The 24,334-nt window shown below is 71.0% G+C and carries 24 protein-coding genes and 1 riboswitch; of the genes, 11 read left to right on the forward strand and 13 right to left on the reverse strand.

Features of this window, described 5'->3' with window-relative positions:
• Positions 1-97: 97 nt before the first annotated feature.
• The 7 genes from ACIA73_RS25395 to ACIA73_RS25425 all read right to left on the reverse strand — a co-directional run bounded on the left by ACIA73_RS25395 (position 98) and on the right by ACIA73_RS25425 (position 7,184).
• Positions 98-1,189: an acyl-CoA dehydrogenase family protein gene (locus tag ACIA73_RS25395; protein WP_399440981.1), complete on the reverse strand. Its 1,092-nt coding sequence runs from the start codon at positions 1,187-1,189 to the stop codon at positions 98-100.
• Positions 1,186-2,367, reverse strand: coding sequence for an acyl-CoA dehydrogenase family protein (locus ACIA73_RS25400; protein WP_399440982.1), 1,182 nt, complete (start codon positions 2,365-2,367; stop codon positions 1,186-1,188). Before ACIA73_RS25400 ends, ACIA73_RS25395 begins: the two co-directional genes overlap by 4 nt.
• On the reverse strand, positions 2,364-3,332 hold the full coding sequence (locus ACIA73_RS25405) for an NADPH:quinone oxidoreductase family protein (protein WP_399440983.1): 969 nt from the start codon (positions 3,330-3,332) through the stop codon (positions 2,364-2,366). Before ACIA73_RS25405 ends, ACIA73_RS25400 begins: the two co-directional genes overlap by 4 nt.
• A 247-nt stretch (positions 3,333-3,579) precedes the next feature.
• Entirely contained in the window at positions 3,580-4,044 is a 465-nt protein-coding gene (locus tag ACIA73_RS25410) for an SRPBCC family protein (protein ID WP_399440984.1), read from the reverse strand.
• Positions 4,045-4,090: 46 nt separating this feature from the next.
• The gene (locus tag ACIA73_RS25415) at positions 4,091-4,867 is read right to left on the reverse strand and encodes an SDR family oxidoreductase (protein ID WP_399440985.1); all 777 of its coding nucleotides are present in this window, start codon (positions 4,865-4,867) and stop codon (positions 4,091-4,093) included.
• Positions 4,868-5,043: 176 nt separating this feature from the next.
• Positions 5,044-5,790 (reverse strand): PIG-L deacetylase family protein, encoded by a 747-nt coding sequence (locus ACIA73_RS25420; RefSeq protein ID WP_399440986.1) that lies wholly within the window; start codon positions 5,788-5,790, stop codon positions 5,044-5,046.
• Between the two features lie 95 nt (positions 5,791-5,885).
• A complete protein-coding gene (locus tag ACIA73_RS25425; RefSeq protein ID WP_399440987.1) occupies positions 5,886-7,184 on the reverse strand; it encodes an alpha/beta fold hydrolase in 1,299 nt (432 codons plus the stop codon).
• Positions 7,185-7,356: 172 nt separating this feature from the next.
• On the opposite strand from ACIA73_RS25425, the gene ACIA73_RS25430 reads away from it, so the two are divergent.
• Together ACIA73_RS25430 and ACIA73_RS25435 are read left to right on the forward strand one after the other, a co-directional pair.
• A complete protein-coding gene (locus tag ACIA73_RS25430; RefSeq protein ID WP_399440988.1) occupies positions 7,357-8,520 on the forward strand; it encodes an ABC transporter ATP-binding protein in 1,164 nt (387 codons plus the stop codon).
• Between the two features lie 224 nt (positions 8,521-8,744).
• Complete coding sequence (locus ACIA73_RS25435) at positions 8,745-9,662, forward strand: ion transporter (RefSeq protein ID WP_399440990.1); 918 nt, start codon at positions 8,745-8,747, stop codon at positions 9,660-9,662.
• Here the strand turns inward: ACIA73_RS25435 and ACIA73_RS25440 are convergent.
• Genes ACIA73_RS25440 through ACIA73_RS25450 form a run of 3 tightly spaced genes read right to left on the reverse strand, consistent with a single transcriptional unit; the run spans position 9,635 to position 11,921 of the window.
• Positions 9,635-10,582, reverse strand: coding sequence for an ABC transporter substrate-binding protein (locus ACIA73_RS25440; RefSeq protein WP_399440991.1), 948 nt, complete (start codon positions 10,580-10,582; stop codon positions 9,635-9,637). The two genes, ACIA73_RS25435 and ACIA73_RS25440, sit on opposite strands and share 28 nt — an antisense overlap.
• Entirely contained in the window at positions 10,579-11,253 is a 675-nt protein-coding gene (locus ACIA73_RS25445) for an ABC transporter permease (protein WP_399440992.1), read from the reverse strand. Before ACIA73_RS25445 ends, ACIA73_RS25440 begins: the two co-directional genes overlap by 4 nt.
• Entirely contained in the window at positions 11,250-11,921 is a 672-nt protein-coding gene (locus tag ACIA73_RS25450; protein WP_399440993.1) for an ABC transporter permease, read from the reverse strand. The genes ACIA73_RS25445 and ACIA73_RS25450 overlap by 4 nt, the downstream gene beginning before the upstream one ends.
• Positions 11,922-12,070: 149 nt before the next feature.
• Between ACIA73_RS25450 and ACIA73_RS25455 the strand changes: the two genes are divergently transcribed.
• From ACIA73_RS25455 to ACIA73_RS25470, 4 genes are all read left to right on the forward strand, one after another.
• Positions 12,071-12,712 carry a class I SAM-dependent methyltransferase gene (locus tag ACIA73_RS25455; protein ID WP_399440994.1) on the forward strand — a complete coding sequence of 214 codons (642 nt, stop codon included), beginning with the start codon at positions 12,071-12,073 and terminating at the stop codon, positions 12,710-12,712.
• Positions 12,713-12,853: 141 nt separating this feature from the next.
• Entirely contained in the window at positions 12,854-13,294 is a 441-nt protein-coding gene (locus tag ACIA73_RS25460; RefSeq protein WP_399441094.1) for a MarR family winged helix-turn-helix transcriptional regulator, read from the forward strand.
• Between the two features lie 101 nt (positions 13,295-13,395).
• Positions 13,396-15,570, forward strand: coding sequence for an MMPL family transporter (locus ACIA73_RS25465; RefSeq protein WP_399440995.1), 2,175 nt, complete (start codon positions 13,396-13,398; stop codon positions 15,568-15,570).
• A 77-nt stretch (positions 15,571-15,647) separates the two neighbouring features.
• A complete protein-coding gene (locus tag ACIA73_RS25470; protein WP_399440996.1) occupies positions 15,648-15,893 on the forward strand; it encodes a DUF6479 family protein in 246 nt (81 codons plus the stop codon).
• A 118-nt stretch (positions 15,894-16,011) separates the two neighbouring features.
• Here the strand turns inward: ACIA73_RS25470 and ACIA73_RS25475 are convergent, their stop codons facing one another.
• Positions 16,012-17,004 carry a LysR family transcriptional regulator gene (locus tag ACIA73_RS25475; protein ID WP_399440997.1) on the reverse strand — a complete coding sequence of 331 codons (993 nt, stop codon included), beginning with the start codon at positions 17,002-17,004 and terminating at the stop codon, positions 16,012-16,014.
• Between the two features lie 94 nt (positions 17,005-17,098).
• Between ACIA73_RS25475 and ACIA73_RS25480 the strand changes: the two genes are divergently transcribed.
• From ACIA73_RS25480 to ACIA73_RS25495, 4 genes are all read left to right on the forward strand, one after another.
• Positions 17,099-17,278: a hypothetical protein gene (locus tag ACIA73_RS25480; protein WP_399440998.1), complete on the forward strand. Its 180-nt coding sequence runs from the start codon at positions 17,099-17,101 to the stop codon at positions 17,276-17,278.
• Between the two features lie 84 nt (positions 17,279-17,362).
• Complete coding sequence (locus tag ACIA73_RS25485; RefSeq protein ID WP_399440999.1) at positions 17,363-17,788, forward strand: SAM-dependent methyltransferase; 426 nt, start codon at positions 17,363-17,365, stop codon at positions 17,786-17,788.
• Between the two features lie 90 nt (positions 17,789-17,878).
• Positions 17,879-18,102, forward strand: a riboswitch (cobalamin riboswitch).
• 161 nt (positions 18,103-18,263) lie between these two features.
• Positions 18,264-20,582, forward strand: coding sequence for a 5-methyltetrahydropteroyltriglutamate--homocysteine S-methyltransferase (gene metE / locus ACIA73_RS25490; protein WP_399441000.1), 2,319 nt, complete (start codon positions 18,264-18,266; stop codon positions 20,580-20,582).
• Positions 20,583-20,756: 174 nt separating this feature from the next.
• Positions 20,757-21,335 (forward strand): MSMEG_1061 family FMN-dependent PPOX-type flavoprotein, encoded by a 579-nt coding sequence (locus ACIA73_RS25495; RefSeq protein ID WP_399441001.1) that lies wholly within the window; start codon positions 20,757-20,759, stop codon positions 21,333-21,335.
• A 40-nt stretch (positions 21,336-21,375) separates the two neighbouring features.
• On the opposite strand, the gene ACIA73_RS25500 is transcribed toward ACIA73_RS25495, so the two are convergent.
• Positions 21,376-22,341, reverse strand: coding sequence for a pirin family protein (locus ACIA73_RS25500; protein ID WP_399441002.1), 966 nt, complete (start codon positions 22,339-22,341; stop codon positions 21,376-21,378).
• 150 nt (positions 22,342-22,491) lie between these two features.
• On the opposite strand from ACIA73_RS25500, the gene ACIA73_RS25505 reads away from it, so the two are divergent.
• Entirely contained in the window at positions 22,492-22,875 is a 384-nt protein-coding gene (locus ACIA73_RS25505) for a tetratricopeptide repeat protein (RefSeq protein ID WP_399441003.1), read from the forward strand.
• A gap of 145 nt (positions 22,876-23,020) precedes the next feature.
• Here the strand turns inward: ACIA73_RS25505 and ACIA73_RS25510 are convergent, their stop codons facing one another.
• Positions 23,021-24,208 (reverse strand): methyltransferase, encoded by a 1,188-nt coding sequence (locus ACIA73_RS25510; protein WP_399441004.1) that lies wholly within the window; start codon positions 24,206-24,208, stop codon positions 23,021-23,023.
• Positions 24,209-24,334: the final 126 nt, after the last annotated feature.

Consider the following 24,334-nt stretch of genomic DNA (forward strand, 5'->3'; position numbering starts at 1 on the left):
AAGCGGTGTGCAATTAAACAGTATGTAAAGGGGAGAGCGCTGCCCCACCCCTCCCGGGAGCGGGACAGCGCCCAAGGAAGCGCCGCAGGTCACACGGTTATTGGGGGGCCACAAGCCCGACCAGTCGTCCGATCGACTCCCGGTGCGCACCGGCGGATCCGAAGGCGATCTGGTCGGCCTTGGCCCGCTTCAGATAGAGATGCGCCGGGTGCTCCCAGGTCATCCCGATTCCGCCGTGCAGCTGTACGCATTCCTCGGCGGCGTGCACCGCGACCCGGGCGCAGTACGCCTGGGCGATGGCCACGGCAAGCGGCGCCTCGTCGCTGCCGGTGGCCAGCGCGTCGGCGGCGTTGCGGGCGGCGGCCCTGGCCGAGACGACCTCCAGCCACACCTGCGCCATGCGGTGCTTGAGCGCCTGGAAGGAGCCGACCGGCCGGTTGAACTGGTGGCGCTCCTTGGTGTAGCGCACCGTCTCCTCCAAGCACCATTCGGCGAGGCCGAGTTGCTCGGAGGCGAGCAGTCCGGCTCCGGCGAGCAGCCCCTGCCGCACGGCTGCCTCGGCCTGTTCCGGACCGGCGAGCAGGGTGGCCGGGGCCCCGGCCAGGGTGACGCTGGCGAGGGGGCGGGTGAGGTCGAGCGGAATCTGCGGTTCGACACGCACTCCGGCACCGGCCCGCTCGACGGCGTACAGGCCCTCGGTGGTGGGAACCAGGAGTACGTCGGCGGTCGCGGCGTCCGCCACCCCGGCCAGCACCCCGTCGAGCCCCTGCCGCGGGCGGAACCCGTCGGGGCCTGCGGCGAACCGGGCCACCAGCGCGGCAGTCCGCCGCCCCGACGCCAGCTCCCCGAGCAGGGACGCCACTTCGGCCTTCTCCACGTCACAGGCGAGCAGCACCTGGGTCGCGACGACCGCACTGGTGAGATACGGCGCGGGAACGACTCCCCGGCCCAGCTCCTCCAGCACCACCGCGACCTCACGGTGCGAGGCCCCCTGCCCGCCGAGGTCTTCCGGTACGAGCAGTCCGGCGACGCCCATGTCGGCGGCGAGTGCCTTCCACAGCCCGGCGTCGTACGGGGCACCCTCCTCCGCGCGCACGACCACCCGGGCGGGGTCGTTGCGGTCGGTGAGCAGGGCACGTACGGCCGACCGGAGGTCTTCCTCGGCCTCGGAGTACAGCAGGTCGGTCATCGGGCCAGGTCCTTCCAGGCGACGTCCTTGTCGGTGCGGGGCTCGGAGGGCAGACCGAGGACGCGCTCGGCCACGATGTTCAGCAGCACCTCGCTGGTGCCGCCCTCGATCGAATTGCCCTTGGACCGCAGATAGCGGTAACCGGCGTCCCGTCCGGTGAAGTCGACGAGTTCCGGCCGGCGCATCGTCCAGTCGTCGTACAACAGCCCTTCCTCGCCCCGGAGTTCGACCTCCAGGCCGCTGATCTCCTGGTTGAGGCGGGCGAAGGTGAGCTTCATGCCGGAGCCCTCGGGCCCCGGCTGGCCGACAACCATCTGCTGGCGCAGGCGTTCCCCGGTGAGGCGGGCGACCTCGGCCTCCACCCAGAGGGTGAGGAGGCGCTGGTGCAGGTCGTGGGTACGCAGATCGGGACGCTCGCGCCAGGTGGCGGCGACGGGCCCGATCATGCCGCCCTCGCGGGGGATGCGGGAGCCGCCGATGGAGACGCGCTCGTTCATGAGGGTGGTCTGGGCGACCTTCCAGCCGTCCCCCACCTCCCCCAGACGCATACTGTCGGGGATCTTGACGTCACTCAGGAAGACCTCGTTGAACTCGGCCTCGCCGGTGATCTGCCGCAGCGGCCGCACCTCGACACCGGGGTCGCTCATGTCGCACACGAAGTACGTCATGCCACGGTGCTTGGGCTGGTCGGGGTCGGTACGGGTGACCAGGATCGCCCAACGGGCCAGGTGCGCACTGGACGTCCACACCTTCTGGCCGTTGACCACCCAGTGGTCCCCGTCGCGCACAGCGCGGGTCCCGAGCGCGGCGAGGTCCGAGCCGGCCCCGGGCTCACTGAACAACTGGCACCAGACCTCCTCGCCGACCCACAACGGCCTGAGCAGACGCTGCTTCTGCTCGTCCGTGCCGTACTTGAGGACGGTCGGCGCGGCCATGCCGAGACCGATACCGATGCGGCGCGGGTCGTTGTCGGGGGCGTCCGCCGCCGCGAGCTCGGCGTCCACCACGGCCTGGAGGTCTCGCGGGGCGTCGAGCCCGCCGAGGCCGACGGGGTAGTGCACCCAGGCGAGACCGGCGTCGAAGCGGGCCCCCAGGAAGTCGGTGCGGTCGGTGGTGGCCGGCGGGTGCGCGGCGAGGAGTTCCTGTGTACGGGTGCGGAGTTCCGCGGCGGTCGTCATCGGCCCGCCCCTTCCGGGATGACGGTGATACGGCCGGTGCTGCGCCCGTCGGCGACTCGCTGCACGGCGTCGGCGGCGTCCTTGAGCGGGACGCGTTCGCTGATCAGCGGCTTGATGGCGCCCTCGGCGGCCAGCCGGGTCAGCTCGCCGTGGCAGGCGGCGACCGCGGCCGGGTCCTTGACGTTGTAGAGGCCCCAGTGCAGTCCGAGGACGGCGTAGTTCTTCACCAGCGCGTGATTCAGCGCCGGCGCCGGAATGCTGCCGCTCGCGAAGCCGACGACGACGATCCGGCCCTCGAAGGCGATGCACTTGGTGGATTGGGTGTACGCCTCGCCGCCGACCGGGTCGTAGACCACGTCCGCGCCGCGCCCGCCGGTGGCTTCCTTCACCGCGCCGATGACGTTCTCACTGTGCCGGTCGATCACCAGGTCACACCCCAGTTGCCGGGCCACCTCGGCCTTTTCGGCTCCCCCGACGACGCCGATGACCTTGGCCCCGGCGGCCTTGCCGAGCTGGACGGCGGCGCTGCCGACGCCGCCCGCCGCCGCGTGCACCAGGAGGGTCTCCCCCGCCTGGAGGTGCGCGCGCCGGTGCAGTCCGAACCACCCTGTCTGGTAGCCGATGTGCAGTGCGGCCGCTTCGGCGTCGTCGAGCGAGTCCGGGGCGGGCAGCAGGGCCGCCGCGTCCGCGACCACGTGCTCCGCGAAGCCGCCGAACGGCAGCGCCGGGTTGGCGATCACCCGGCGCCCGTCCTCGGTCTCGCCGCAGATCTCGACGCCCGGAGTGAAGGGCAGCGGCGGACGGACCTGGTACTCGCCCCGGCAGAGCAGCGCATCGGGAAAGTTGATGTTCGCGGCCCGCACCCTGAGCAGCACCTGGCCGTCACCGGGAACCGGCCGGTCCACCTCTTCGAGGCGCATCACCTCGCCGGGCTCACCGTTCTCGTGCACTCGCCATGCCTGCATCAAGGGCCTCCACGCGCTGTCGTCGGCAGTACCGTGCCACCGCATACTAAGCGGTCGCTTGCCAGGTCGGGAAGAGCCCTGGAAGGGTTCCGGCACGAAGCCGTCGCCGGAGGGCGGCGGCCGAGGGGTACGCGAACACGGAAGCGCGGCAGCCCCCTCCTGAAGTGAGGGCTGCCGCGCGGGTGGGTGGGGGCGTGTGGTGAGCGGGGGCGTGGCAGCCACGGCGCTTGCGCCGGAGAGCCTGGGCCTAGACCTGGGCCCGGCCGAACTTCTCCCGGAGAGCCGCGAGTCCAGTGCCGTACGTGCCGTCACCGAAGAGCGCCTCAACCTGCGGAACGACCTCGTCCGCACCCGAGTACTCGGCGGACCAGACGATCTCGGTGCCGTCCGCGCGCCCGTTTTCGTGCGGGTGCACGGCGAGCGTGGCGATGTAGTCGCCGATCGGCAGCATCGGGTCGAGCACGGTGTACGTGTACGCCCTGGTGTCCTCGTCCCGGGCGAGCAGGCGCTCGCGGGCCACCACCTTGCCGTCGATCGCGAACACCCGTACCGCACCCGGAAGTGCCGGGTCGCCCTCTCCTTCCGCCGTCGACGGCGGAAGATGCGGATGCCAGTCACCGAGCCCCGCGAAGCCGCCGATCAGCTCCCAGACCTCGGCGGGACCGGCGGCGACGACGGCGGTGCGAACGAGGCGGTGCTTCCGCGCCGTCATGCTGTGATCACCTTGTCCCTCGCCCCTCTCTTCTCCCTCACCGGGCTCACCAGGAGCCCTCGCCGCGCAGGACAGCGTCCGCGCCGCCGTCGATGAAGACGACCTGCCCGGTGACATGCGTGTTCTCGGCACCGGTCAGCCACTCCAGGAGCGGGGCGACCTGCTCGGGGGCGGCATGCCCGTTGAGCGGCATGGGTACGGCGCTGTCGACGACCGCCCGCATCTCCGGGTTGTCGATCATCGGCCGGGTCATCGGCGTGACGATGGTGCCGGGGGCGATGGCGTTGAGAGTGATTCCGACGGCGGCCCAGTCCTCGGTGATCGCCGTACGCCGCACCCAGCGGGCAATCGACTGCTTCGACGAGCCGTAGATGACACGCCCCTCACCCCGGTCCACGGCCGCCTGCGCCGTGGCCACGGCCGCGTCCTCGTCACCGGACAGTGCGGCCTCGACGAGGGCGTCGTCGGCCGGGTGCACGGAGGCGACCGAGGAGATGACGACGGCGCGCGGAGCCTCGGCGGCGGCGAGCAGCGGCCGCAGGCCCTCCAGGGTGGCGACCGCGCCGAAGTGGTTGACCTTGATCGTCACCGGGTCGAACGCGGCCGTCCCGGCACAAGCGACGACAGCGTCAAGACGCCCGCCGGTGAGCTCGGCCGCCCGCGCGACCAGCGTGACGCGCCCCTCGGCGGTGGAGAGGTCGGCCTCGATGTCCGCGCCCTTGAGGTCGGCACCGATGACGGTGTGCCCGCGCGCACGAAGGCGCTCGGCGGTCGCCTTCCCGATGCCGGAGGACGTCCCGGTGACGAGGTAGGTACGAGACACGGGCCGCTCCCTGGCTCTTCGAGACTGAAGTGACGCCAACCTACGCCTGGTTGGCACGTCGCGCCAAGGTGCGCGAACGCGCCGGCAGCAACCCGTGACACCGAGCCAGGAGCACCCCTCCAGGGACGCGGGGAACTGCGCGAGCAACCAAGACGCACCCGCCAACCCGTCACCCCTCAGCGGCCGAACACCTCAAAGGAAACCGCCGGAATCCCCCCGAACCTCTCCCCCGCCGCCACCACATTCGCCGTCAGGAAGCTCCGGCAGTACGCCTCCGGATCCTCATCCGTCAACGCCTCGATGTACGCCCGGTGTTGCAGCAACGACCGCACCGACCGCTCCAGCCCCGGCCGCGCGTCCACCGCGTGTGTCGGCGAGAGAGTCCCCGCCACGGCCACCCACCGCACCCCGTCCCAAGGCTGCAAGCCCTCCTCGGCCAGCTCCGGGAAGATCCAGCGATTACCCGCGTCCCCCGCCGCGTCCAGCGTGGCGCGGCCGACCGCGAGATGGTCAGGGGTGTTCCAGACACTCGTGCCCCAGGTGTCACGGTGATTGAGAGTGATCACCAGCTCGGGCCGATGCCTGCGGATCGCCGCGGCGATGTCCCTGCGCAGCGCGGGCCCGTACTCGATCACACCGTCCCGATGATCGAGAAACTCGACCGCCGCGACCCCGACGACAGCCGCACTGGCCCGCTGCTCCTGCTCACGCAGCGGGCCGCACTTGGCCGGCTCCAGGGTGTCGATACCCGCCTCGCCCCGACTGGCGAGGACATACGTCACCTCGCGCCCGGCATCCGTCCACGCGGCGACCGCCGCCGCGCAGCCGTACTCCAGGTCGTCGGGGTGTGCCACGACGGCCAGCGCCCGCTGCCAGTCGACCGGCATGGGCTGCAACTGATGGAACGACGCTTCTGTGGTCATACCGGCAGGATAGGTGCCTCCTCTGACAACAACCCCCTTCCCGTGCAGCGGAGTTCAGGCCTCCGCTCCTCCCGCGAGTTCAGGATCCCCCGGGCTCAGACCTCACCACGCGCCAGCGCCAACAGCCGGTCCAGTACCCGCGGCCCGCCCGCCCGCAGGCCGTCGTGCTCGAACTCGTCGGTGACCCAGGTACGCAGCCCCCGGATGGAGCGAGCGGTCTCCAAGGAGTGAGCGGTGTCGACGTACATGTCGTCGTGATAGACGGCGGCGGCGACCGGAACCTCGTTGGCCGCCAGCCGGGCGGTGTCGTAGAGAACCGGCCAGTTGGTGCGGGCCGCGAGGAGTTCCGCGGTCTCGCGCAACGGGCGCAGTGCGGGATCGGTCTCGAAGTGCCAGGGGTGGATGGTCTCCCCGGTGAACAGCAGCGGCCCGCTCCCGGCGAGGGTCCGCCGCGCGTCGAAGCGCGGGAACTCGGCGCGGATCCGCTCGGCCGCCCACCCGGTGGCTTCCTTCCCCTGCCCGTAGATGGACTCGTGCACCAGGGCGAACAGCGGGTGGCCCGCAAAGGAAAGCGCGGACTGCGCCGCCTCCAGGAACGCGTCCGAGAGCGCCGGCCCCTGCGGGGTGCGGACGAAGGCGTTCTCCAGGAGATAGTGCAGGGAATGAGTGCCGTCACCGCCGCCGAGGGCGATGCCGAGGGACTGGAAGGCCTCGGGGGTGAGGAGGTGGCCGCCGGGGGTGACGGTCTCGTGATCGGCCAGGTGGGCGGCGATCTCCCGGGCCCGCTCGACGTCCTGCGGGTAGCGGGCGTAGTGCGCGGCGACCTTGCGCTCCATACGGGGGTACGCCGCCCGGTAGACGTCCGCCGCGCTCGCGTGGAGCGAGGGCAGGCCGCCGGTGATCAGGACGGTGCGCAGCCCTTCGGGGGCGATGGAGAGGTAGTGGGTGGCGCAGAAGCCACCGAAGCTCTGCCCCAGCACGGTCCAGGGGGCACCGCCGGTCAGCTGCGGGCGGATGGCCTCGCAGTCCCGGACGATGGAGTCGGCTCGGAAGTGGGCCAGGTAGTCCGCCTGTTCGCGGGGGCCACCACGCAGCGGGAGGGTCTGCCGGTTGACCGGGCTGGAGAGGCCGGTGCCGCGCTGGTCGAGCAGCAGGACGCGGAACTCCTTGAGAGCCCGGCCGAGCCAGGCCTGCTGTCCGACGAAGCGGCGGGCGCCGAAGCCGGGGCCGCCCTCCAGATAGATCAGCCAGGGCAGCTCGCTGCCGGCCCGGTCCGCCGCCACGACCTCGCGGGCGTACAGCTCGATCTGTTCGCCCCCGGGATGGGCGTGGTCGAGGGGCACGGTGAAGCGGTGGTCGGTGAGGACGGTGCCGGGCTGACGGTAACTGGTCACACTTGCTCCTGCTTGCTCCTGTTGCGGTCGTTGTCGGCCAGTTCAGCACACCCGGATTACGCATGGTTACGTACCCTCCCGCCGAAATCGGACAGGACAGGTCGACTCCGACGCCCACCCGGACAGTCCCGGCCCGTGTGCGCCGGGCCCCGGGCGCTCCTAGCGTGGACGCATGATCCGGTTCGAGCAGGTCAGCAAGGTGTACCCGGACGGCACGACCGCCGTCGACGGCCTGTCCTTCGAGGTCGCGGAGGGCGAGCTGGTCACGCTGGTGGGGCCCTCCGGCTGCGGCAAGACGACCACGATGATGATGGTGAACCGGCTGATCGAGCCGACCTCGGGCCGGATCCTGATGGCCGGCGAGGACATCTCCCGGATCGACCCGGTGAAGCTGCGCCGCAGGATCGGCTACGTCATCCAGCAGGTGGGCCTCTTCCCTCACCGCACGATCCTCGACAACACCGCCACGGTCCCCTTCCTGACCGGCTGGAAGAAGGACAAGGCGCGGACCAGGGCGGCCGAACTCCTCGATCTGGTCGGCCTGGATCCGTCCGTCTACGGCTCCCGCTATCCCGAGCAGCTCTCCGGCGGCCAGCGCCAGCGCGTCGGAGTGGCAAGGGCGCTGGCCGCCGACCCGCCCGTACTGCTGATGGACGAGCCCTTCGGCGCGGTCGACCCGGTGGTCCGCGAGCGCCTCCAGGACGAGTTCCTCACCCTTCAGGCGACGGTCCGCAAAACGGTCCTGCTGGTCACCCACGACATCGAGGAGGCCGTCCGGATGGGCGACCGGATCGCGGTGTACGGGCAGGGCCGCATCGAGCAGTTCGACACCCCGGCGGCCGTGCTCGGCGCCCCCGCCACCCCGTATGTGGCGCAGTTCGTGGGCGCGGACCGGGGGTTGAAGCGGCTGTCGGTCACCACCATCGAGCCGGACGACCTTCAGGAGCCGCCGCGCGCCAGGCTGGACGAGCCGGTGGCCTCGGCGGCGGTCAGACTGCGGGCGGAGGGGGCCCGCTGGGCGGTCGTGCTGAACGAGCGCGGAGAGCTGCACGGCTGGGTCTCCACGGAGGATCTGGCGCTGGCGGGCTCCGCCGGCACCGTCGGTGAACTGGCCCGCCGGATGGACGCCTGGGTTTCGGTCGGCTCCCCGCTGAAGCACGCGTTCAGCGAGATGCTCCAGTGGGACGCCGGGTGGGTCGCGGTCCTCGACGGGGCCCGCCTGGTCGGCGTACTCACCCCGGGGAAGCTGCACGAGGCGCTGCGCCGCTCGGTGGACGCGGACGAGCTGGGGGTCCCGCGCGACGCCGTCGAGTTCGACTCCGTCGCGGACGCGTGACGACGACCCGGACGCGTGACGACGACCCGGCCGGGTGCGACTCGCGCAAGTGTGCGATCTGTCCGCCCCAGTGGTGAGAACTGCTGAGTCAGGTGTGAAGCGTGGGGCGACCGGACAGGGCTGCGGGCAGCATTCGCGTTGTTCTGCTCCGCACCTTCATGCTCCGCACCCTCACGTTTCGCTACCGCACGTTCCGCTACCTCACGCCGGGTGGATTCGACCTCATGAACCACATGCATCGCAGTATTCGCGTTTCCTCCACCGTGCGCGCGGGGTGGAGGAAGGAGCTGGCGGCAAGGGCCGGCCTGCTGGTGGAGGCGCCCTGGTTCGCCGTCGTGGTGATGGCCGCGATCCTCGCCAACGCCGTGCTGCTGGGCGTGGAGACGTACTCCGGACTCGCGGAGCGCTGGCAGGGGACCCTGTCGACGCTGGAGAGCTGCTTCCTCGCGGTGTTCACCTGCGAGAGCCTGCTGCGGTTGGCCGCCCACGCCGACCGCCCCCGGGACTTCTTCCGCAATCCGTGGAACGTCTTCGACGCCGCCGTGGTCCTTTTCGCCTTCCTCCCGCTCACCGGCGACAACACCACCCTGCTGCGCCTGCTGCGGCTCTTCCGGGTGCTGCGCACCGCCCGCTTCCTGCCCCAACTGCGGGTCATCGTGACGGCGCTGGGCAAGTGCCTGCCGGGCACGGTCAGCTTCGTCATGGTCGGCACGCTGCTGCTGTACGTGTACGCGATGGTGGGGTGGCTGTGCTTCGCCGCCGCCGACCCGCAGCACTACGGGTCGCTGGGGCGGGCGGTGGTCACCCTGTTCATCCTGATGTCCCTGGACGGTCTGGGTGACGCGGTGCACGCCGGGCTGCTCATCTCGCCGTGGTCGCTTGCCTACTACGGCTCGTACGTCCTGCTCAGCTCGTTCCTGCTGGTGAACCTGCTGATCGGAGTGGTGATCAACTCCCTTGAGCAGGCCCGGGACTCGGATCTGCCGGAGAAGAGGGCCGACGCGCAGGAGCCGCCGGCGCAGCCGCAGACGGACGCCGACCCATTGGACGCCTTCGGGGTCCGCGACCGCATTCTGGCCGCCCGGCTGGCTCTGGACGACGCGGAACGGCTCCTTCAGATGAGCCGCTTGGACTCCAGGTAGGCCCGCGCCACGTCCTGCGGCAGCCGCCGCCAGCTGTCCACCTGCTGGTTGAGCGAAGCCAGGTCCTGGGTCGTCAGTACGGTGTTCAGCTTGCCCAGCGCCTTGATCACACCGGGCGATCCCGCCTGCGCCCTGTTCACCACGGGCACGATGTAGTCGGCGTTCTGAAGGTGCTTGTCGTCCGCGAGCAGCACCAGACCGAAGGCGTCCAGGGTGGCGTCGGTGGTCGTGGTGAGCACCATCTGGTCCTGGCCGCTCTGCACGGCCTGTTTGGCGGGGGTGGTGCCGACGCCCTTGGGGTCGACGGCGGTGATGTCGATGCCGTACGTCTTCTTCAGGCCGGGCTCGCAGTAGGGCCGCTGGACGCACTCGTCACCCGCCGCCAGCCGTACCGGGAGCCCCGACTTCCCCAGATCGGTGAGGGTCCCCAGCTGATGCTGCCGCGCGTACGCCGCGGTGACGGCGAAGGCGTTCTGGTCGACGGCGCGGCCGGGGTCCAGGACGGTGAGGCCGCGCGGCACCGCCAGTTTCCGCAGCGCCGTCATGGTGGCGTCGAGGTCGGGCGAGCCGACGGGGGTGGCGTTTGGGCCGTTCTTCTTGGCGTTGAGCCAGTCGGCGAAGGTGGCCGCGTACTCCGGGACGACATCGATCTGGCCGCTCTCCAGGGCCGGTTCGTAGAGCTCCCGGTTGGTGACGGAGAGGATGGTGGTGGAGTATCCGGCCCTGTCCAGAAGCAGGGCGTACATCTGGGCGAGCACATCGCTCTCGGTGAATCCGGCCGAGCCGATGGTCAGTTCGTGGCTGTCGCCGGGCTCGGCGGTGATCTCGCCCTGGTGCTCCAGGGACGGCCCGGTGGTGCAGGCGGTGGCGGCGAGGAGGAGCAGCCCGGCCACGTAACGCCCCAGCGGTCGGCTCTTCATCCGGCTCGCCCCCTCGCCCACTCGGGAGCGAACTTCTGCGCCACTTCGAAGAGCCCTTCCACCAGCAGCGCGAACACGGCCACCAGGACCGCTCCCGCGACCACCTGCGGCGTACTGGCCAGGTTGAAGCCCGCGGTGATGATCCGGCCGAGGCCGCCGCCGCCCGCCAGCGCGGCCAGCGTCGCGGTGGCCACGAGCTGAACGGCCGCGATGCGTACACCGGTCAGGATCAGTGGCAGGGCGAGGGGAAGTTCCACGTGAAACATCACCTGTTTTCCGGTCATGCCCATTCCCTTGGCGGCCCGGACGATGTCCTGGTCCACCCCGCGCATCCCGACGTACGCGTTGGTGAGCAGCGGGGGCACGGCGAAGAGCACCAGCGCGATGATCGTCGGCCATTCCCCCATGGTCCCCAGCGGGGTGAGCAGCAGCAGGACCAGCACGGCGAAGGTGGGGACCGCCCGGCCGACGTTGGAGATGTTGATCGCCAGTGCCCCGCCCTTGCCGAGGTGGCCGAGCACCAGGGCGATCGGCAGTGCGATCAGACAGCTCAGCAGCAGGCAGACGACGGTGAGGAAGAGGTGCTGGCCGAGACGGTCCCAGATGCCGCCGTCGCCGCTCCAGTGCGTGGCGTCGGTGAGCCAGTCCCAGGCTGCGGTGAGGGTGTTCATACGCGCGTCCAGGGGGTGAGCAGGCGTTGCACACCGAGCAGCAGGAGGTCGGCGGCGATGGCGATGACCACACAGAGCACGGAGGCGGTGAGGACCTGGGCCTTGAAGTAGGTGTTCATCCCGGCGTAGATGAGATTGCCGAGTCCGCCGTGGCCGACGATCGCGCCGACGGTGACCAGCGAGACGGCGGAGACGGTGGCGATCCGGAGCCCGGCCATCGCGGCGGGGAGGGCGAGCGGCAGCTCCACACCCAGCAGCAGCCGGACGGGCCCGTACCCCATTCCCAGGGCGGCCCGCCGGGTCTCCTCGGGCACCGCACGCAGGCCGGCCAGGAGATTGCGTACGAGCAGGGTCAGTGAGTACAGGACGAGCCCCGCGATCACCAGCGAGGCGGAGAGCCCGTACACCGGCAGCAGCAGCGAGAACATGGCCAGCGAGGGAATCGTGTAGAGCACGGTCGTCAGTCCGAGGACCGGCGCGGAGGCCCAGCGCCAGCGGCGGGCCGCGATGGCCAGCGGGACGGCGATGACCAGTCCGAGCAGCACGGACACCACCGTGAGCTGGAGATGCTGGAGCACCGCTTCCCAGAGGATCTCCCGGCGGCTGGAGAGGTAGGCACCGCAGATCCACTCGTTGCGCGCGAGGCAGTCGTCCGGAGGCGCGATCACCTGTCCAGTCAGCCCCGGGACGCGGGCGACCGCGCGTCCTGGTGGACCGTACGGGTGCCCCGGCACCGAGCGGTGGCCACGGGGAAGCACTCCGGCCGGTTGTGTCCGTACGCCGGAACGGTCCGCGCCGTCGTGGCAAGCTGACCCGCATGGGTGAGCACGCACATCACCACGCGGTGCGCCGGAGCTATGACACGGTCGCCGAGGAGTACGTGAAGCGACTGCACGACGAGCTGGCCGGCAAGCCGCTGGACCGGGCGCTCCTCGCCGCCCTCCTGGAGCAGACGGAGCCGGGTGCGGTGGTCGCCGATCTGGGTTGCGGGCCGGGGCACATCGCGGCCCATCTCGTGGCGGGCGGGGCCCGGACGGTCGGCATCGATCTGTCCGAAGGGATGGTGGAGTCCGGCCGCCAGAGGTTCCCCGGGGTTGAGTTCCGCATCGGTGATCTGCTCCGCATCCCCGCGGACGCAGGAGAGTTCGGTGCGGCGGTGGCCCTCTACTCGCTCATCCACCTCTCTCCCGACGAGCTGCCCCGCGCCGTCGCCGAGGTGGCGCGGGTGGTGCGCCCCACCGGCATGTTCCTGATCGCCTTCCACATCGGTGAGGCCCTCCGGCACCTGGACGAGTGGTGGGGCCACCAGGTGGACATCGACTTCCACTTCCACGCGCCCGAGCAGGTCGCCGCGCTGCTCGAAAGTTCGGGTTTCACCGTGGAGATGTGCATGGAACGCCGGAACTACCCCCACGAGGCCGACACCCGTCGGGCCTATCTGCTGGCCCGGCGCGTCTGACGGGTGCGACAGGCCCCGGCCGGGCGGACGGCACGGGCGAGCGAATTGCGGGATCTATAGGCTGAGCCCGTGGCTGGTACAGATGAACGAAGCGCCGCGCGGCAGGCCCGCACCGCGGAAGCCGGATCCCCGGAAGGTCTTGTGGACCTTCAGGCGTTCGCGGTGCAGTTGCGGCACATGAATGGCGAGATCAACCGGCTGGCACACGCCTTCGCCGCGGGCCAGGGCCTCCATTCGACCGACATCCAGGCCCTGGCCGCGATTCTGGACTCCGACACTCCGCTGACCCCGGGCAGGCTCCGCGAGCATCTCGGTCTGACCTCCGGGGCAGTGACCGCCTGCCTCGACCGGCTGGAGCGCGCCGGGCACATCAGGCGCTCCCGGGAGAGCCAGGACCGCCGGGTGGTGCACCTGCACTACGAACCGAGCGCGCGGTCGGCCGCCCGTCGGCACTTCCTGCCGCTCGCCGAGGCCACCGAGCGCGCACGCGCACGCTTCAGCGCCGAGGAACTCGCCCTGGTGCTGCGGTTCCTGAGCGAGCTCAACTCCGAACTCGGTGAGCTGCGCCCGCCGCCACGCTGACCCAGGCCCCACCGCGACGCCGGCTCCGCCGCTCCCGTAATATATTTCAATGATTGAGATTGTTTCTGCTTGAGATACTTCCTAGTGAAGCCGGGAGCGCGATGTCCACCCCCGCACGTTCCGTCCGCCTGTTGATCCCCCTGGTGCTGCTGATCGCCTGGCTGGGAATCGGCGCGGGCCTGGGCCCCTACGCCGGAAAGCTCGGTGAGGTCGCCACCAACGACCAGGCCGCCTTCCTGCCGCAGAACGCCGAGTCCACCCAGGTCATCGAGGCCCAGAAGGCGTTCCGTCAGGACGAGACACTGCCCGCGATCCTCATCTGGACCGGTTCGGGATCGAGCGCCGGAGAGAAACTGGGCGAGGAGCAACGGGCCGCCGCCACCCGCGCCCTCGCTTCCCTGAACGGGTCCGAGGGCATCACGGGCCGCCCCTCTCCCGCCTTCGCCTCGAAGGACGCACAGGCCCTCCAGGGTGTGGTGCAGCTGCGCCCCGACCTCGGCGACGAGCTGCCCACCACTCTTGACCGGATCAGGGCCGCCGGTGCCGAGGTGCCGGGTACACAGGTGCAGCTGGCCGGTCCCGCGGCCAGTCAGGCCGATCTGAAGGAGGCCTTCGCCGGGATCGACGGCCTGTTGCTGGGCGTGGCGCTGCTGGCCGTGCTGCTGATCCTGCTGCTGGTGTACCGCAGTGTGCTGCTGCCGCTGATCATCATCCTCGGTGCGGTCTTCGCGCTCGGCCTGGCCAGTGCGGTGGTCTACGTGCTCGCCGACCACGACGTGGTGCGGGTGGACGGGCAGGTGCAGGGCATCCTGTCGATCCTGGTGATCGGTGCGGCGACCGACTACGCGTTGCTGCTCACCGCCAGGTTCCGGGAGGAGCTCGCGGCGGGCCACAGTCGTTTCACCGCGGTACGGGCCGCCTGGCGGCAGTCGGTGGGGCCGGTGACGGCGAGCGCGGCGACGGTCGCCCTCGGGCTGCTGGCACTGCTGTTCAGCGACCTCACCAACAACCGTGCGCTGGGCCCGGTGGGGGCGATCGGCATCGTCTGTGCGGTGCTGAGCGCGCTCAGCTTCCTGCCCGCCGTGCTGGCCCTGCTGGGCCGGGCCGCCTACTGGCCCGCCAGGCCGAAGCCGGCCACCGAGAAGGGCGCAGGGAAGGGAGCGGGCGCGGACCGCCTCTGGCAGCGGGTGGCCGCGCTCGTGGACCGGGCGCCGCGCAAGGTGTGGTCGCTCTGCCTCGCCGGGCTGCTCGTCTGCGCCGCGTTCTCCCCGATGCTCACCTCCCGGGGCGTACCGCTCGACGAGATCTTCGTCAACGACGCCCCCTCCGTCGCCGCACAGCAGACCCTCGGCAAGCACTTCCCCGGCGGCTCCGGCAATCCCACGGTGATCATCGCCGACGCGGACCGGGTCGCCGAGGTGCGGTCCGCCGCCGAGGACACCCAGGGGGTGTCGTCCGCCGAGGCGGTGTCCGCGTCGGGCCGCCCCGGTGGCGGGCCGCCGCTGGTCGCGGACGGCCGTGTGCGCATCGACGCGACCCTGGCGGATCCGGCCGACAGCGACGCGGCGAAGGACACCGTGTCCAGGCTGCGGGACGCGGTGCGCGCGGTACCCGGCGGGCAGGCACTCGTCGGCGGGTACACGGCGCAGCAGTACGACACCCAGCAGACGGCCGCACGTGACCGGCTCGTGATCGTGCCCGTGGTCCTCGCGATCATCCTGGTGATCCTGTCGCTGCTCCTGCGGTCGCTGCTCATGCCGGTGCTGCTGGTGGTCACCGTGGCACTCAACTTCCTTGCCACGCTGGGAGTTTCGGCGCTGGTCTTCCGCCATGTCTTCGGCATGAACGGCACGGACTCCTCGGTTCCGCTGTACGGGTTCGTGTTTCTGGTGGCCCTCGGCGTGGACTACAACATCTTCCTGATGTCCCGGGTGCGGGAGGAGTCCCTGGCGCACGGTGTCCGTGCGGGCATCCTGCGCGGGCTGACCGCCACCGGTGGGGTGATCACCTCGGCGGGGGTGGTCCTGGCGGCGACGTTCGCGGCGCTGGGTGTCATTCCGCTGGCGTTCCTGCTGCAGATCGCGTTCATCGTGGCGTTCGGCGTGCTGCTCGACACCTTGGTCGTACGTTCCCTGCTCGTACCGGCGCTGGTGCGCGACATCGGTCGCCGGGCATGGTGGCCGGGGGCACTGAGCCGCGAGCGGCCCGCGGACACGGAGCACACGGAGGCCGACCGGGCCGGGTCGCCGGACCTCGCCCAGAAGCACGAGCGCTGAGAGCCGACGGGTGCGCCATCCGGGCGACAATGGCCGGTGAGCGGGATGGGAGGCGGCCCGGGTGGTAGGCGCACGGCATGAACATTCCGCGCCGTGCAGCCCTGAGCCCACTCGCCGCAGAGGCATCCCCCGTGCTGTGGATCATGGTGGTCGGCCTCGTTGTCGCCCTCGTCCTGCTGATCGCCTTCTGGTACGGCAGCAGGCGCTCCTCCCGCCACCAGGCGAACCTCCCCCGCGATCCGCAGGCGGGCGCCGACTCCTGGCAGAAGCCGGAGGATTCGACCCATCCGCATGACGGCGACGACAACGGCTCCACCCGCTGACCGCCACTCACCGCACCATCGGGGCGGGGGCCCCGCCCCCCCCCGGGGGGGCCCCCCCCCCCCCGGGGGGGGCGGCGCCCCCTTCCGGCCGGGTCGGCCGGGTGGATGGCCGGGTAGGTCAGCTGCTGGTCGTCGGGGGCGGTGTCCGCGCGGGGGCCATCACCGCTTCGTCCTCCTGGGGAAGCCAGGTGTGCGGCGGCCGTACGAGCCACCGGTGCTCCCGCGCGAGGCTGCGGGCGGTGGCCGCGAGGGCCTGGAGGGCGGGATGGTGCAGTCCCTTGCGCCAGACGAGCGAGACGGGCGAGAGGGGGGCGGGGTCGCTGAGCGGCCGCAGCACCATGCCGGGCACCTCGACGAATTCGGTGTTGGCCAGAACCCACCAGCCCCGCTTGCGTACGACCCGGATGAACTCCTCCGGGCCTTCGATCTGCGGGAACGGCTCGGCCGGATGGATGCCGTGTGTGGCGAACAGACGCCCGGCGAGGTCGGTCCACTCGGCGGCGTCCGGGTTCCCGGCCGCCACGTAGAGGGTCTTTCCGCGCAGCGCGTCCAGCGGGACACGGTCCTGTGCGCAGAGCGGATGGTCCTCGGGCAGCAGGACGGTCATCCGCTCGTAGCGGACCGGGCAGTGGGCGAGTTGCTCGGCCACCGCCGGAGCGAGCCCCGCGAACCGGCCGAAGGAGACATCGAGCCGGCCGTCGAGGATCTCCCTGGCCGCACCGGTGAGGCCGGTGTGGAAGCGGGCGACGAGTTCCAGCCGGGGGTAGGTGCGTCTGGTCTCCTCCAGGGCGGTGAAGCCGGTGCCGATCCGGGTGCCCACATCGACGAGCAGCGGCCGCTCGTCCCGTACCGAGACCGCGGTGTTGAAGGCGTCGTGGGCGGCGAGCACCCGGCGGGCGTGGGGCAGCAGCCGGGTGGCCTCATCGGTGAGGCGGACGTGGCGGGTGGTGCGGACGAACAACTCCGTGCCCAGCCGGCGTTCCAGGCGGCGGATGTCGCGGCTCAGCGCCTGCTGGGCGAGGTAGAGGCGGGCGGCGGCGCGGGTGAAGTGGAGTTCCTCGGCAGTGGTGACGAGGGCGCGGAGGAGCCGGGGGTCGACATCGTGGGGCACCCCGTCACCCTACGGCGATTGACAACGCAAGTGTGTGGATCAACGCGGGACAGGTGTTGGACCGGGGAGGGGGCGGCCGACGAACGTAGAGGTCATGCCTCTCCACGCCTCCCCCGCTCCCGCCGGTCCGCTGCTGTTGGCCGTGTCCGGCCAGACCCTGGTCGCCGCGGCGCCGCTCCGGCCGTCCGACACCCGTATCGACGCCGTCGCGTCCGGCGTGCGCCTTCGGCACTTGCTGGCCAAGGTGCTTCCCGGAGCACGGGCAGATTCGTGACAGCGCCGATCCAATGGCCCGCTCGAACTCCCTGACGCAACAGCACAGTTCACCCGACCCCGCTCCCCGTGGGACTCTCGGCCCATGCCGCTCTCGCGCCGCATCGCCGCATGCGTGGAGTCCCTGCCCCTCGCACCCGATATGAAGGTCCTGGAGATCGGGTGCGGTCCCGGTGCGGCGGCCCGGGCGGTGGCCGCACGCCCGGATTCCGGTCACCTCGTCGCCATCGACCGGTCGGAACGTGCCGTGACCCTGGCGGCCGCGGCCTGCGCCGAGGAGATCGCCTCCGGGCGGCCGCGGCTGCGACAGGGTGCCATCGAGACCTTCGAACCCGCCCCCGCAGAGGGGCCCTTCGACCTCGTCCTCGCCCTCCGGGTGGGCGCGCTCGACGGGCGCCACCCGGAACTCGGGCTGCGCGCCATGCCCCGTATCGCCGCCGTGCCCGCACCCGGCGGACGGCTCTTCGTCGACGGCGGCGATCCGCTGCGCGAGATCCGGCTGCCGCCCTGATGCGGTCCCGGCTGCCCATGCCCGGAGGTGGTGTCTCATTTCACGTTCCGGAATGTGAACAGCCCGGCCCGCAAGGGCCTGTTGCCCCCTACGCTGGCCGGTGCAGCTGGTTCGCACCCGTCCGCCAGGCGGGAGCGTCGTAAGAGGGAACCCGGTGGGAATCCGGGACTGCCCCGCAGCGGTGAGTGGGAACGACCGCCGTCATACGCACTGGATCCGGACGGATTTGGGAAGCGACGGCCAGTAGGTGTCTGCCGGAGGCCCGGTAGGTGCGCCCACGAGTCCGAAGACCTGCCCGCTGCCCGTACGCGACCGCTCGCGTACGGAAATTCCGGTGACCTCGTGGGCGGGTCGGCGTACCTACCAGGCGAAGGACCGTGCCCGTCGGCACGTCCGGTCCGCCCGGTTCGTCATCCCTTCGCGTCCGTGTCCCGTTGCCGGGATTCTCAGGAGTCATCTCGCGAAGGAGATTTCCGTGACACCGAAGTCCGCACCCGCGGCAGTACGCGCCACCGTGTACGGCTACCCCCGCCAGGGCCCGAACCGGGAACTGAAGAAGGCCGTCGAGGGGTACTGGAAGGGCCGGGTCACCGCCGAAGCCCTGGAGTCGACCGCGCGGGACCTGCGCCGGGCGAACTGGCAGCAGTTGGCCGAGGCCGGCGTCCATGAGGTGCCGACCGGTGACTTCTCGTACTACGACCACGTGCTGGACACCAGCGTCATGGTCGGCGCCGTCCCGGCCAGGCACCGCGCCGACGTCGATGCCGATCCGCTCGACGGCTACTTCGCCATGGCCCGCGGCAACCAGGACGTGGCGCCTCTTGAGATGACCAAGTGGTTCGACACCAACTACCACTATCTGGTGCCCGAGTTGGGCCCGGACACCGTCTTCTCGGCGGACTCGGCCAAGCAGGTCGCCGAGCTGAAGGAGGCCCTCGCGCTCGGCCACACCCCGCGCCCCGTCCTGGTCGGCCCGCTCACCTATCTCCTGCTGGCCAAGCCCGCCCCCGGCGTCGACCCGGGTTTCGAGCCGCTGACGCTGCTGGACCGGCTGCTTCCGGTGTACGCCGAGGTGCTGGGCGATCTGCGTGCGGCGGGCGCCGAGTGGGTGCAGCTGGACGAGCCCGCCCTGGTCCAGGACCGGACGCCTGCCGAACTGAACGCCACCGCCCGCGCCTACCGCGACCTCGGCGCCCTGCCGAGCCGTCCGAAGCTGCTGGTGGCCTCCTACTTCGACCGGCTGGGCGAAGCCCTCCCGGTGCTCGCCAAGGCCCCGGTGGAGGGCCTGGCCCTGGACTTCACCGAGGCCGCCGCGGCGAATCTGGCCGACCTCGCCGCCGTCGGCGGGCTGCCCGGCAAGCGGTTGGTCGCGGGCGTGGTCAACGGCCGCAACATCTGGATCAACGACTTCGAGAAGTCCCTCGCCACCCTGGGCACCCTGCTCGGCCTGGCCGACCGGATCGATGTGGCAACCTCCTGCTCGCTGCTGCACGTCCCGCTCGACACGGCCGCCGAACGGGACGTCGCACCGCAGATCCTGCGCTGGCTGGCCTTCGCCCGGCAGAAGGCCACGGAGGTCGTCACCCTCGCCCGCGGCCTGGAACGGGGCACCGGTGCGATCACCGGCGAACTCGCCGCCAACCGGGCCGACCTGGCCTCCCGCGCCCACTCCCCGATCACCCACGACCCAGCGGTACGGGAGCGGGCCACCGCCGTCACCGAGGCGGACAGCCGCCGCTCGGCACCGTACGCACAGCGGGCCGTCGCCCAGCGGGCCCGGCTGCGGCTGCCGCTCCTGCCGACCACCACCATCGGCTCCTTCCCGCAGACAGCCGAACTCCGCACGGCCCGCGCCGACCTGCGCGCCGGACGCATCAACACGGCGGGCTACGAGGAACGCATCGAGGCTGAGATCCGCGAGGTACTGGCCTTCCAGGAGAAGGCCGGGCTCGACGTCCTGGTGCACGGCGAGCCCGAACGCAACGACATGGTGCAGTACTTCGCCGAGCGGCTCACGGGCTACCTCGCCACCCGGCACGGCTGGGTCCAGTCGTACGGCACCCGTTATGTGCGCCCGCCGGTCCTGGCAGGCGACATCTCCCGGCCCGAGCCGATGACGGTGCGCTGGACGTCGTTCGCGAACTCGCTCACCGACCGCCCGGTCAAGGGGATGCTGACCGGGCCGGTGACGATGCTCGCCTGGTCGTTCGTACGGGACGACCAGCCGCTCGGCGACACCGCGCGTCAGGTCGCCCTGGCCCTGCGGGACGAGGTCAACGACCTTGAGTCGGCGGGTACTTGCGTGATCCAGGTCGACGAGCCCGCGCTGCGTGAGACCCTGCCGCTGCGCGCCGCGGGGCGCCCCGGCTACCTCGACTGGGCCACCGAGTCCTTCCGGCTGACCACCGGCGGCGTACAGCCCCGGACCCAGATCCACACCCATATGTGCTACGCCGAGTTCGGTGACATTGTGCAGGCCATCGACGATCTCGACGCCGATGTGATCAGCCTGGAGGCCGCCCGCTCCCACATGCAGGTGGCCCGCGAACTCGCCTCCCACGGTTACCCGCGCGAGGCGGGACCCGGTGTGTACGACATCCACTCCCCGCGCGTACCGTCCGCCGCCGAGGCTGCGGCGCTGCTGCGCGAGGGACTTGAGGCGATCGGGCCGCGGCGGCTGTGGGTCAATCCCGACTGCGGGCTGAAGACCCGCGGCTGGCCGGAGACGAAGGCGTCGCTGGAGAACCTGGTCGCGGCGGCTCGCACCGTCCGCGGGGAACTGCCCGCGTCCTGACCCTGGGGATCTCCGCGGATCCGGCAGGGCAGGGGTGGCAGGGCAGGAGGTGGAGGTGGCGGCAGGTGCTTCCACCCCCTGCCTCTCACCTGGGGTTCTCCTCTGAACTAAGGTGACCCTAACAGCGCGTTCCCGCCTGGATTCCCGTGCTCCGCCCGCTCCGTAAGGCTCCCTGTGTCCCACGCCGTGACCCCCGTCGCCCTCTCGCCCGCCGTCGACCGCCACGGGAGGCCACGTCCCTGGGAGGAGCTGCGCTCGGCGGACCAGCTGACCGAGCTGCTCGGCGATCCGCACCCGATCGTCATCGACAAGGTCCATGCCGAGCTCACCGAGGACGACCTGGGGATACTCTCCCGTTCCTCGCTCTGCGTGCTCTCCACCTCGGACGAGGAAGGGAACTGCGACACCTCCCCGCGCGGGGACGCCCCGGGCTTCGTCCATGTCATCGACCCGCACACCGTCGCCATTCCCGACCGGCCGGGCAACCGGCGCAGCGACAGCTTCCGGAACATACTCCGCAACCCTCATGTGGGGGTGCTGCACCTGGTGCCGGGGAGCGCCGACGTGCTGCGCGTCAACGGCCGGGCGCGCATCCTGACCGACGCACCGTTCTTCGACCTGATGACCGTCAAGGGGCAGCGTCCGCAGCTCGCCCTGGTCATCGAACTGGACGAGATCTTCAGGCACTGCTCGAACTCGCTGCGGCGCAGCGGGGTGTGGGACCCGGCAACCTGGACGCAGTCCCCCGCCTGAGCGGGATCCCGGCGGCCGGAACGACCGGGCCCCACCGCGCTCAGCGCGTCCTCCCCCTGGGCTTCAGCCGAGTCGCCGGGAGTTCCGGTGCGGGAATCGGCGCCCCGTCGTACCCCTTGACCTCGCCGAAGCGGGTGCCGTTCATCCAGTCTTCGCGGGCCTGGGCGATCTCCTCCTGGGAGCGGCCGATCCAGTTCCAGAACATCACCAGCTCCTCCTCGAAGGGCTCGCCGCCGAGGAGCATCAGGCCGGCGTCGGACTCGGCGCGCAGCGGGAGTTCGGTGCGGCCGCAGCCCAGGTAGAGCATCGAGCCGGGGAGGAGCGGGACTCCGTCGACGTGCGCCTCGCCGGACATGGAGAGGACGGCGTACTCGAAGTCCGGGTCGAGCGGGACGGAGACCTGGGCGCCGTGGGCAAGGGTGAGGTCGGCGCCGACGAGCGGGGTGTAGGTGGTGCCGGGTGAGGCAGCGCCGTCGAGTTCGCCGAGGATCACGGTGGCGGTGAGGCCGGGGGCGGTGACCCGGGGCAGGTCGGCGTGGTGCTGGAAGTGCGGTTCGGTGTGGCGGTGGGCGTCGGGGAGTGCGACCCAGAGCTGTGCGCCGTGCAGGAAGCGGGCGTGGGAGCGGGGGGATTCCTCGGAGTGGCTGATGGCACGGCCGGAGGTCATCAGTCCGAGTTCGCGGGGCCGGATGGTGGCGAGGCTGCCTGTGCTGTCGCGGTGCAGGACCTCGCCCTGGTGCAGCCAGCTCACGGTCTGCAGGCCCATGTGGGGGTGGGGGGCGACCTGCATGCCGGGCTCGTCGGCGATGTCGTCGGGACCGTAGTGGTCGACGAAGGCCCAAGCGCCGACCATACGGCGGCCGAGGTTCGGCAACAGGCGCCGGACCTCGGTGGATCCGCCGAGCTGCACCTTGCGGGGCGAGAGGAGTTCGCGTACGGGTTCCGCGGCGACGAATCCGCGCCCACCGCAGAGGGAGGGCACCGGCCGGCGATCGAGATTGCTCATGGCGACAACGTAGTGCGGGGTCGGCCGGCCGGGTTCACCCGGCACCCCGGAACAGTTGTGGAATGTTCAACCATGCCGGTGTGTTGGAGGGGGTGAACGGCACACCTCCCGCACCGGGATCCGCGCCACATGTGAAGGCAGGAGCGCACAGTGAACGTCCAGGCCAACCTCAACGACGCGTACTACCAGCAGGGCAGCGCCGCCGAGCGCTGGGACCGTGCGCAGCTGTTCTTCGATGCCAAGGAGTACGACAAGGCGGCGCGCATCCTGGGCCCGCTGGTCGAGGAGGCCCCGGAGCTGGCGTCGCCGCGACTGCTGCTGGCCCGTGCGTACTACCACTCCGCCCAGCTCACCAAGGCGGAGAAGGAGCTCCGGACGGTGCTGGAGAGCTGGCCCGTGGAGCACTACGCGCAGCTGATGCTGGGCCGCACCCTGGAGCGCCAGGGGCGGCACGGCGAGGCGGCGCCGTACCTGCGGACGGCGGCGGCGATGTCGGGCGACTTCGACTCACTGGAGACGCCGTCCGACAGCTGACGGATGCCGGGAGACGGATGCCCGGTGTCAGATGTCAGATGTCAGCCGACGGATAACAGATGCCAGCGGTCAGATATCGACTGACAGATAACAGATGACAGATTTCAGATTCTGTCATTCAAGCGCTGACGGGCGCCCCCGCCCGTCAGCGCTTCACTGCGCGCAACACCACGAACTTCGGGTCGCTCGCGACGGTCTCGCAGTTCCCGAAGAGTCTGCGCAGCCGTACGTGATAGCCGAGATGCCGGTTGCCCACGACCAGGAGTTCCCCACCCGGACGCAGCACGTCGCGCGCTCCGGCGAACATCCGCCGGGCCGTGGCGTCGGTGGTCGCCTGGTGCGAGTGAAACGGAGGATTGTTCAACACGAGATCGATCGAATCGTGGGGCAGTCCCGCTGTTCCATCGCCCACCAAGAACTTCGCCCGGCCGTCCCCCTCGGGAACATTGGCCCGGTACGTCGCTTCCGCCGAGGCAACCGCCTGGTAAGACTCGTCCACGAACAGCACCTCCGTCCCCCGGTGGGCGAGCGCGGCCGCCGTACCGACGACTCCGTTCCCGCAGCCCAGGTCGAGGATCCTGGCCGGCCCGTCGGCTCCCTCGGGCAGCCGGCCCGGCAGGTGCTTGAGGAAGAAGCGGGTGCCGATGTCGAGCCGCTCGGCACAGAAGATCCCGGCATGGTTGGTGACGGTGACACCGCTGCCCGCTCCCGCGTCGTCGTCCACCGTGTATGTCAGCGGCCACGGGTCGCCACCGCGGTCGGGCGAGGACGCGGCCGCGGTCCCTGTCGTGCCGAAGATCAGGCGGGCCTTCTTCTCCGCGAGGGAAGTGCGCGTGGCGCCCACGAGCCGCTCGAAGAGGCGCAGTGTGGAGGTGTGGATCTCCTTGACCATGCCGGTGCCGATGACGACGGAGTCCGCGTGCAGCGCGGGAGCGAGCCGGTGCAGTTGGTCCTCCAGGAGGGCGAGGCTCTTGGGCACCCGGACCAGGAGGACGTCGATGCGCTCGGGAGGGGCGTCCTGGGTGGACAGCAGCCGGAGGGTGTCCGGGTCCGTGCCGTTGCGGGCCAGGTTGGCGCGGGTGGCTTCGCGGCCGAGGTAGGAGTCGGTGATCTGCACGGGGTGGTGCACGGCCAGTGCGGTGACCAGCGCTCCCCACCGGTCGCCCAGGACGACGACGGCGCCCGACAGATCCGTCGCGGGACGGTCCTCTCCGCCCGCCAGGTGTCGCAGCAGGTACTCGTCGGCTGCGTCCCACGCGCGCAGCGTGTCGCGGGGGTCCTCCGGGAAGCGAGCGAGCTCGGACACGCCCCATGACGTCGTCAAACTGTTCATCGTGGGTTCAGGCTAACCCGGCCCACCGGCCTCGGGGTCGGCTCCCCCCTGCCGGGTCCGGCAGCCGATGGACGTACGGATCGGCAGGTCAGTCCCGTAGAACGGCACCAGACCTCACGGAATCTC

Source organism: Streptomyces sp. NPDC051561 (assembly GCF_044454195.1).
Lineage (GTDB): Bacteria > Actinomycetota > Actinomycetes > Streptomycetales > Streptomycetaceae > Streptomyces.

Excerpts from the sequence above, each read along its gene's own strand:
- ACIA73_RS25485 (WP_399440999.1), top strand. The coding sequence starts at position 17,363 with ATGCCGCTCTCGCGCCGCATCGCCGCATGCGTGGAGTCCCTGCCCCTC.
- ACIA73_RS25455 (WP_399440994.1), top strand. The coding sequence starts at position 12,071 with ATGGGTGAGCACGCACATCACCACGCGGTGCGCCGGAGCTATGACACG.
- ACIA73_RS25405 (WP_399440983.1), bottom strand. The coding sequence starts at position 3,332 with ATGCAGGCATGGCGAGTGCACGAGAACGGTGAGCCCGGCGAGGTGATG.
- ACIA73_RS25445 (WP_399440992.1), bottom strand. The coding sequence starts at position 11,253 with ATGAACACCCTCACCGCAGCCTGGGACTGGCTCACCGACGCCACGCAC.
- ACIA73_RS25465 (WP_399440995.1), top strand. The coding sequence starts at position 13,396 with ATGTCCACCCCCGCACGTTCCGTCCGCCTGTTGATCCCCCTGGTGCTG.
- ACIA73_RS25500 (WP_399441002.1), bottom strand. The coding sequence starts at position 22,341 with ATGAGCAATCTCGATCGCCGGCCGGTGCCCTCCCTCTGCGGTGGGCGC.
- ACIA73_RS25430 (WP_399440988.1), top strand. The coding sequence starts at position 7,357 with ATGATCCGGTTCGAGCAGGTCAGCAAGGTGTACCCGGACGGCACGACC.
- ACIA73_RS25435 (WP_399440990.1), top strand. The coding sequence starts at position 8,745 with ATGAACCACATGCATCGCAGTATTCGCGTTTCCTCCACCGTGCGCGCG.
- ACIA73_RS25420 (WP_399440986.1), bottom strand. The coding sequence starts at position 5,790 with ATGACCACAGAAGCGTCGTTCCATCAGTTGCAGCCCATGCCGGTCGAC.
- ACIA73_RS25440 (WP_399440991.1), bottom strand. The coding sequence starts at position 10,582 with ATGAAGAGCCGACCGCTGGGGCGTTACGTGGCCGGGCTGCTCCTCCTC.
- ACIA73_RS25410 (WP_399440984.1), bottom strand. The coding sequence starts at position 4,044 with ATGACGGCGCGGAAGCACCGCCTCGTTCGCACCGCCGTCGTCGCCGCC.
- ACIA73_RS25480 (WP_399440998.1), top strand. The coding sequence starts at position 17,099 with ATGCCTCTCCACGCCTCCCCCGCTCCCGCCGGTCCGCTGCTGTTGGCC.
- ACIA73_RS25510 (WP_399441004.1), bottom strand. The coding sequence starts at position 24,208 with ATGAACAGTTTGACGACGTCATGGGGCGTGTCCGAGCTCGCTCGCTTC.
- ACIA73_RS25470 (WP_399440996.1), top strand. The coding sequence starts at position 15,648 with ATGAACATTCCGCGCCGTGCAGCCCTGAGCCCACTCGCCGCAGAGGCA.
- ACIA73_RS25400 (WP_399440982.1), bottom strand. The coding sequence starts at position 2,367 with ATGACGACCGCCGCGGAACTCCGCACCCGTACACAGGAACTCCTCGCC.
- ACIA73_RS25395 (WP_399440981.1), bottom strand. The coding sequence starts at position 1,189 with ATGACCGACCTGCTGTACTCCGAGGCCGAGGAAGACCTCCGGTCGGCC.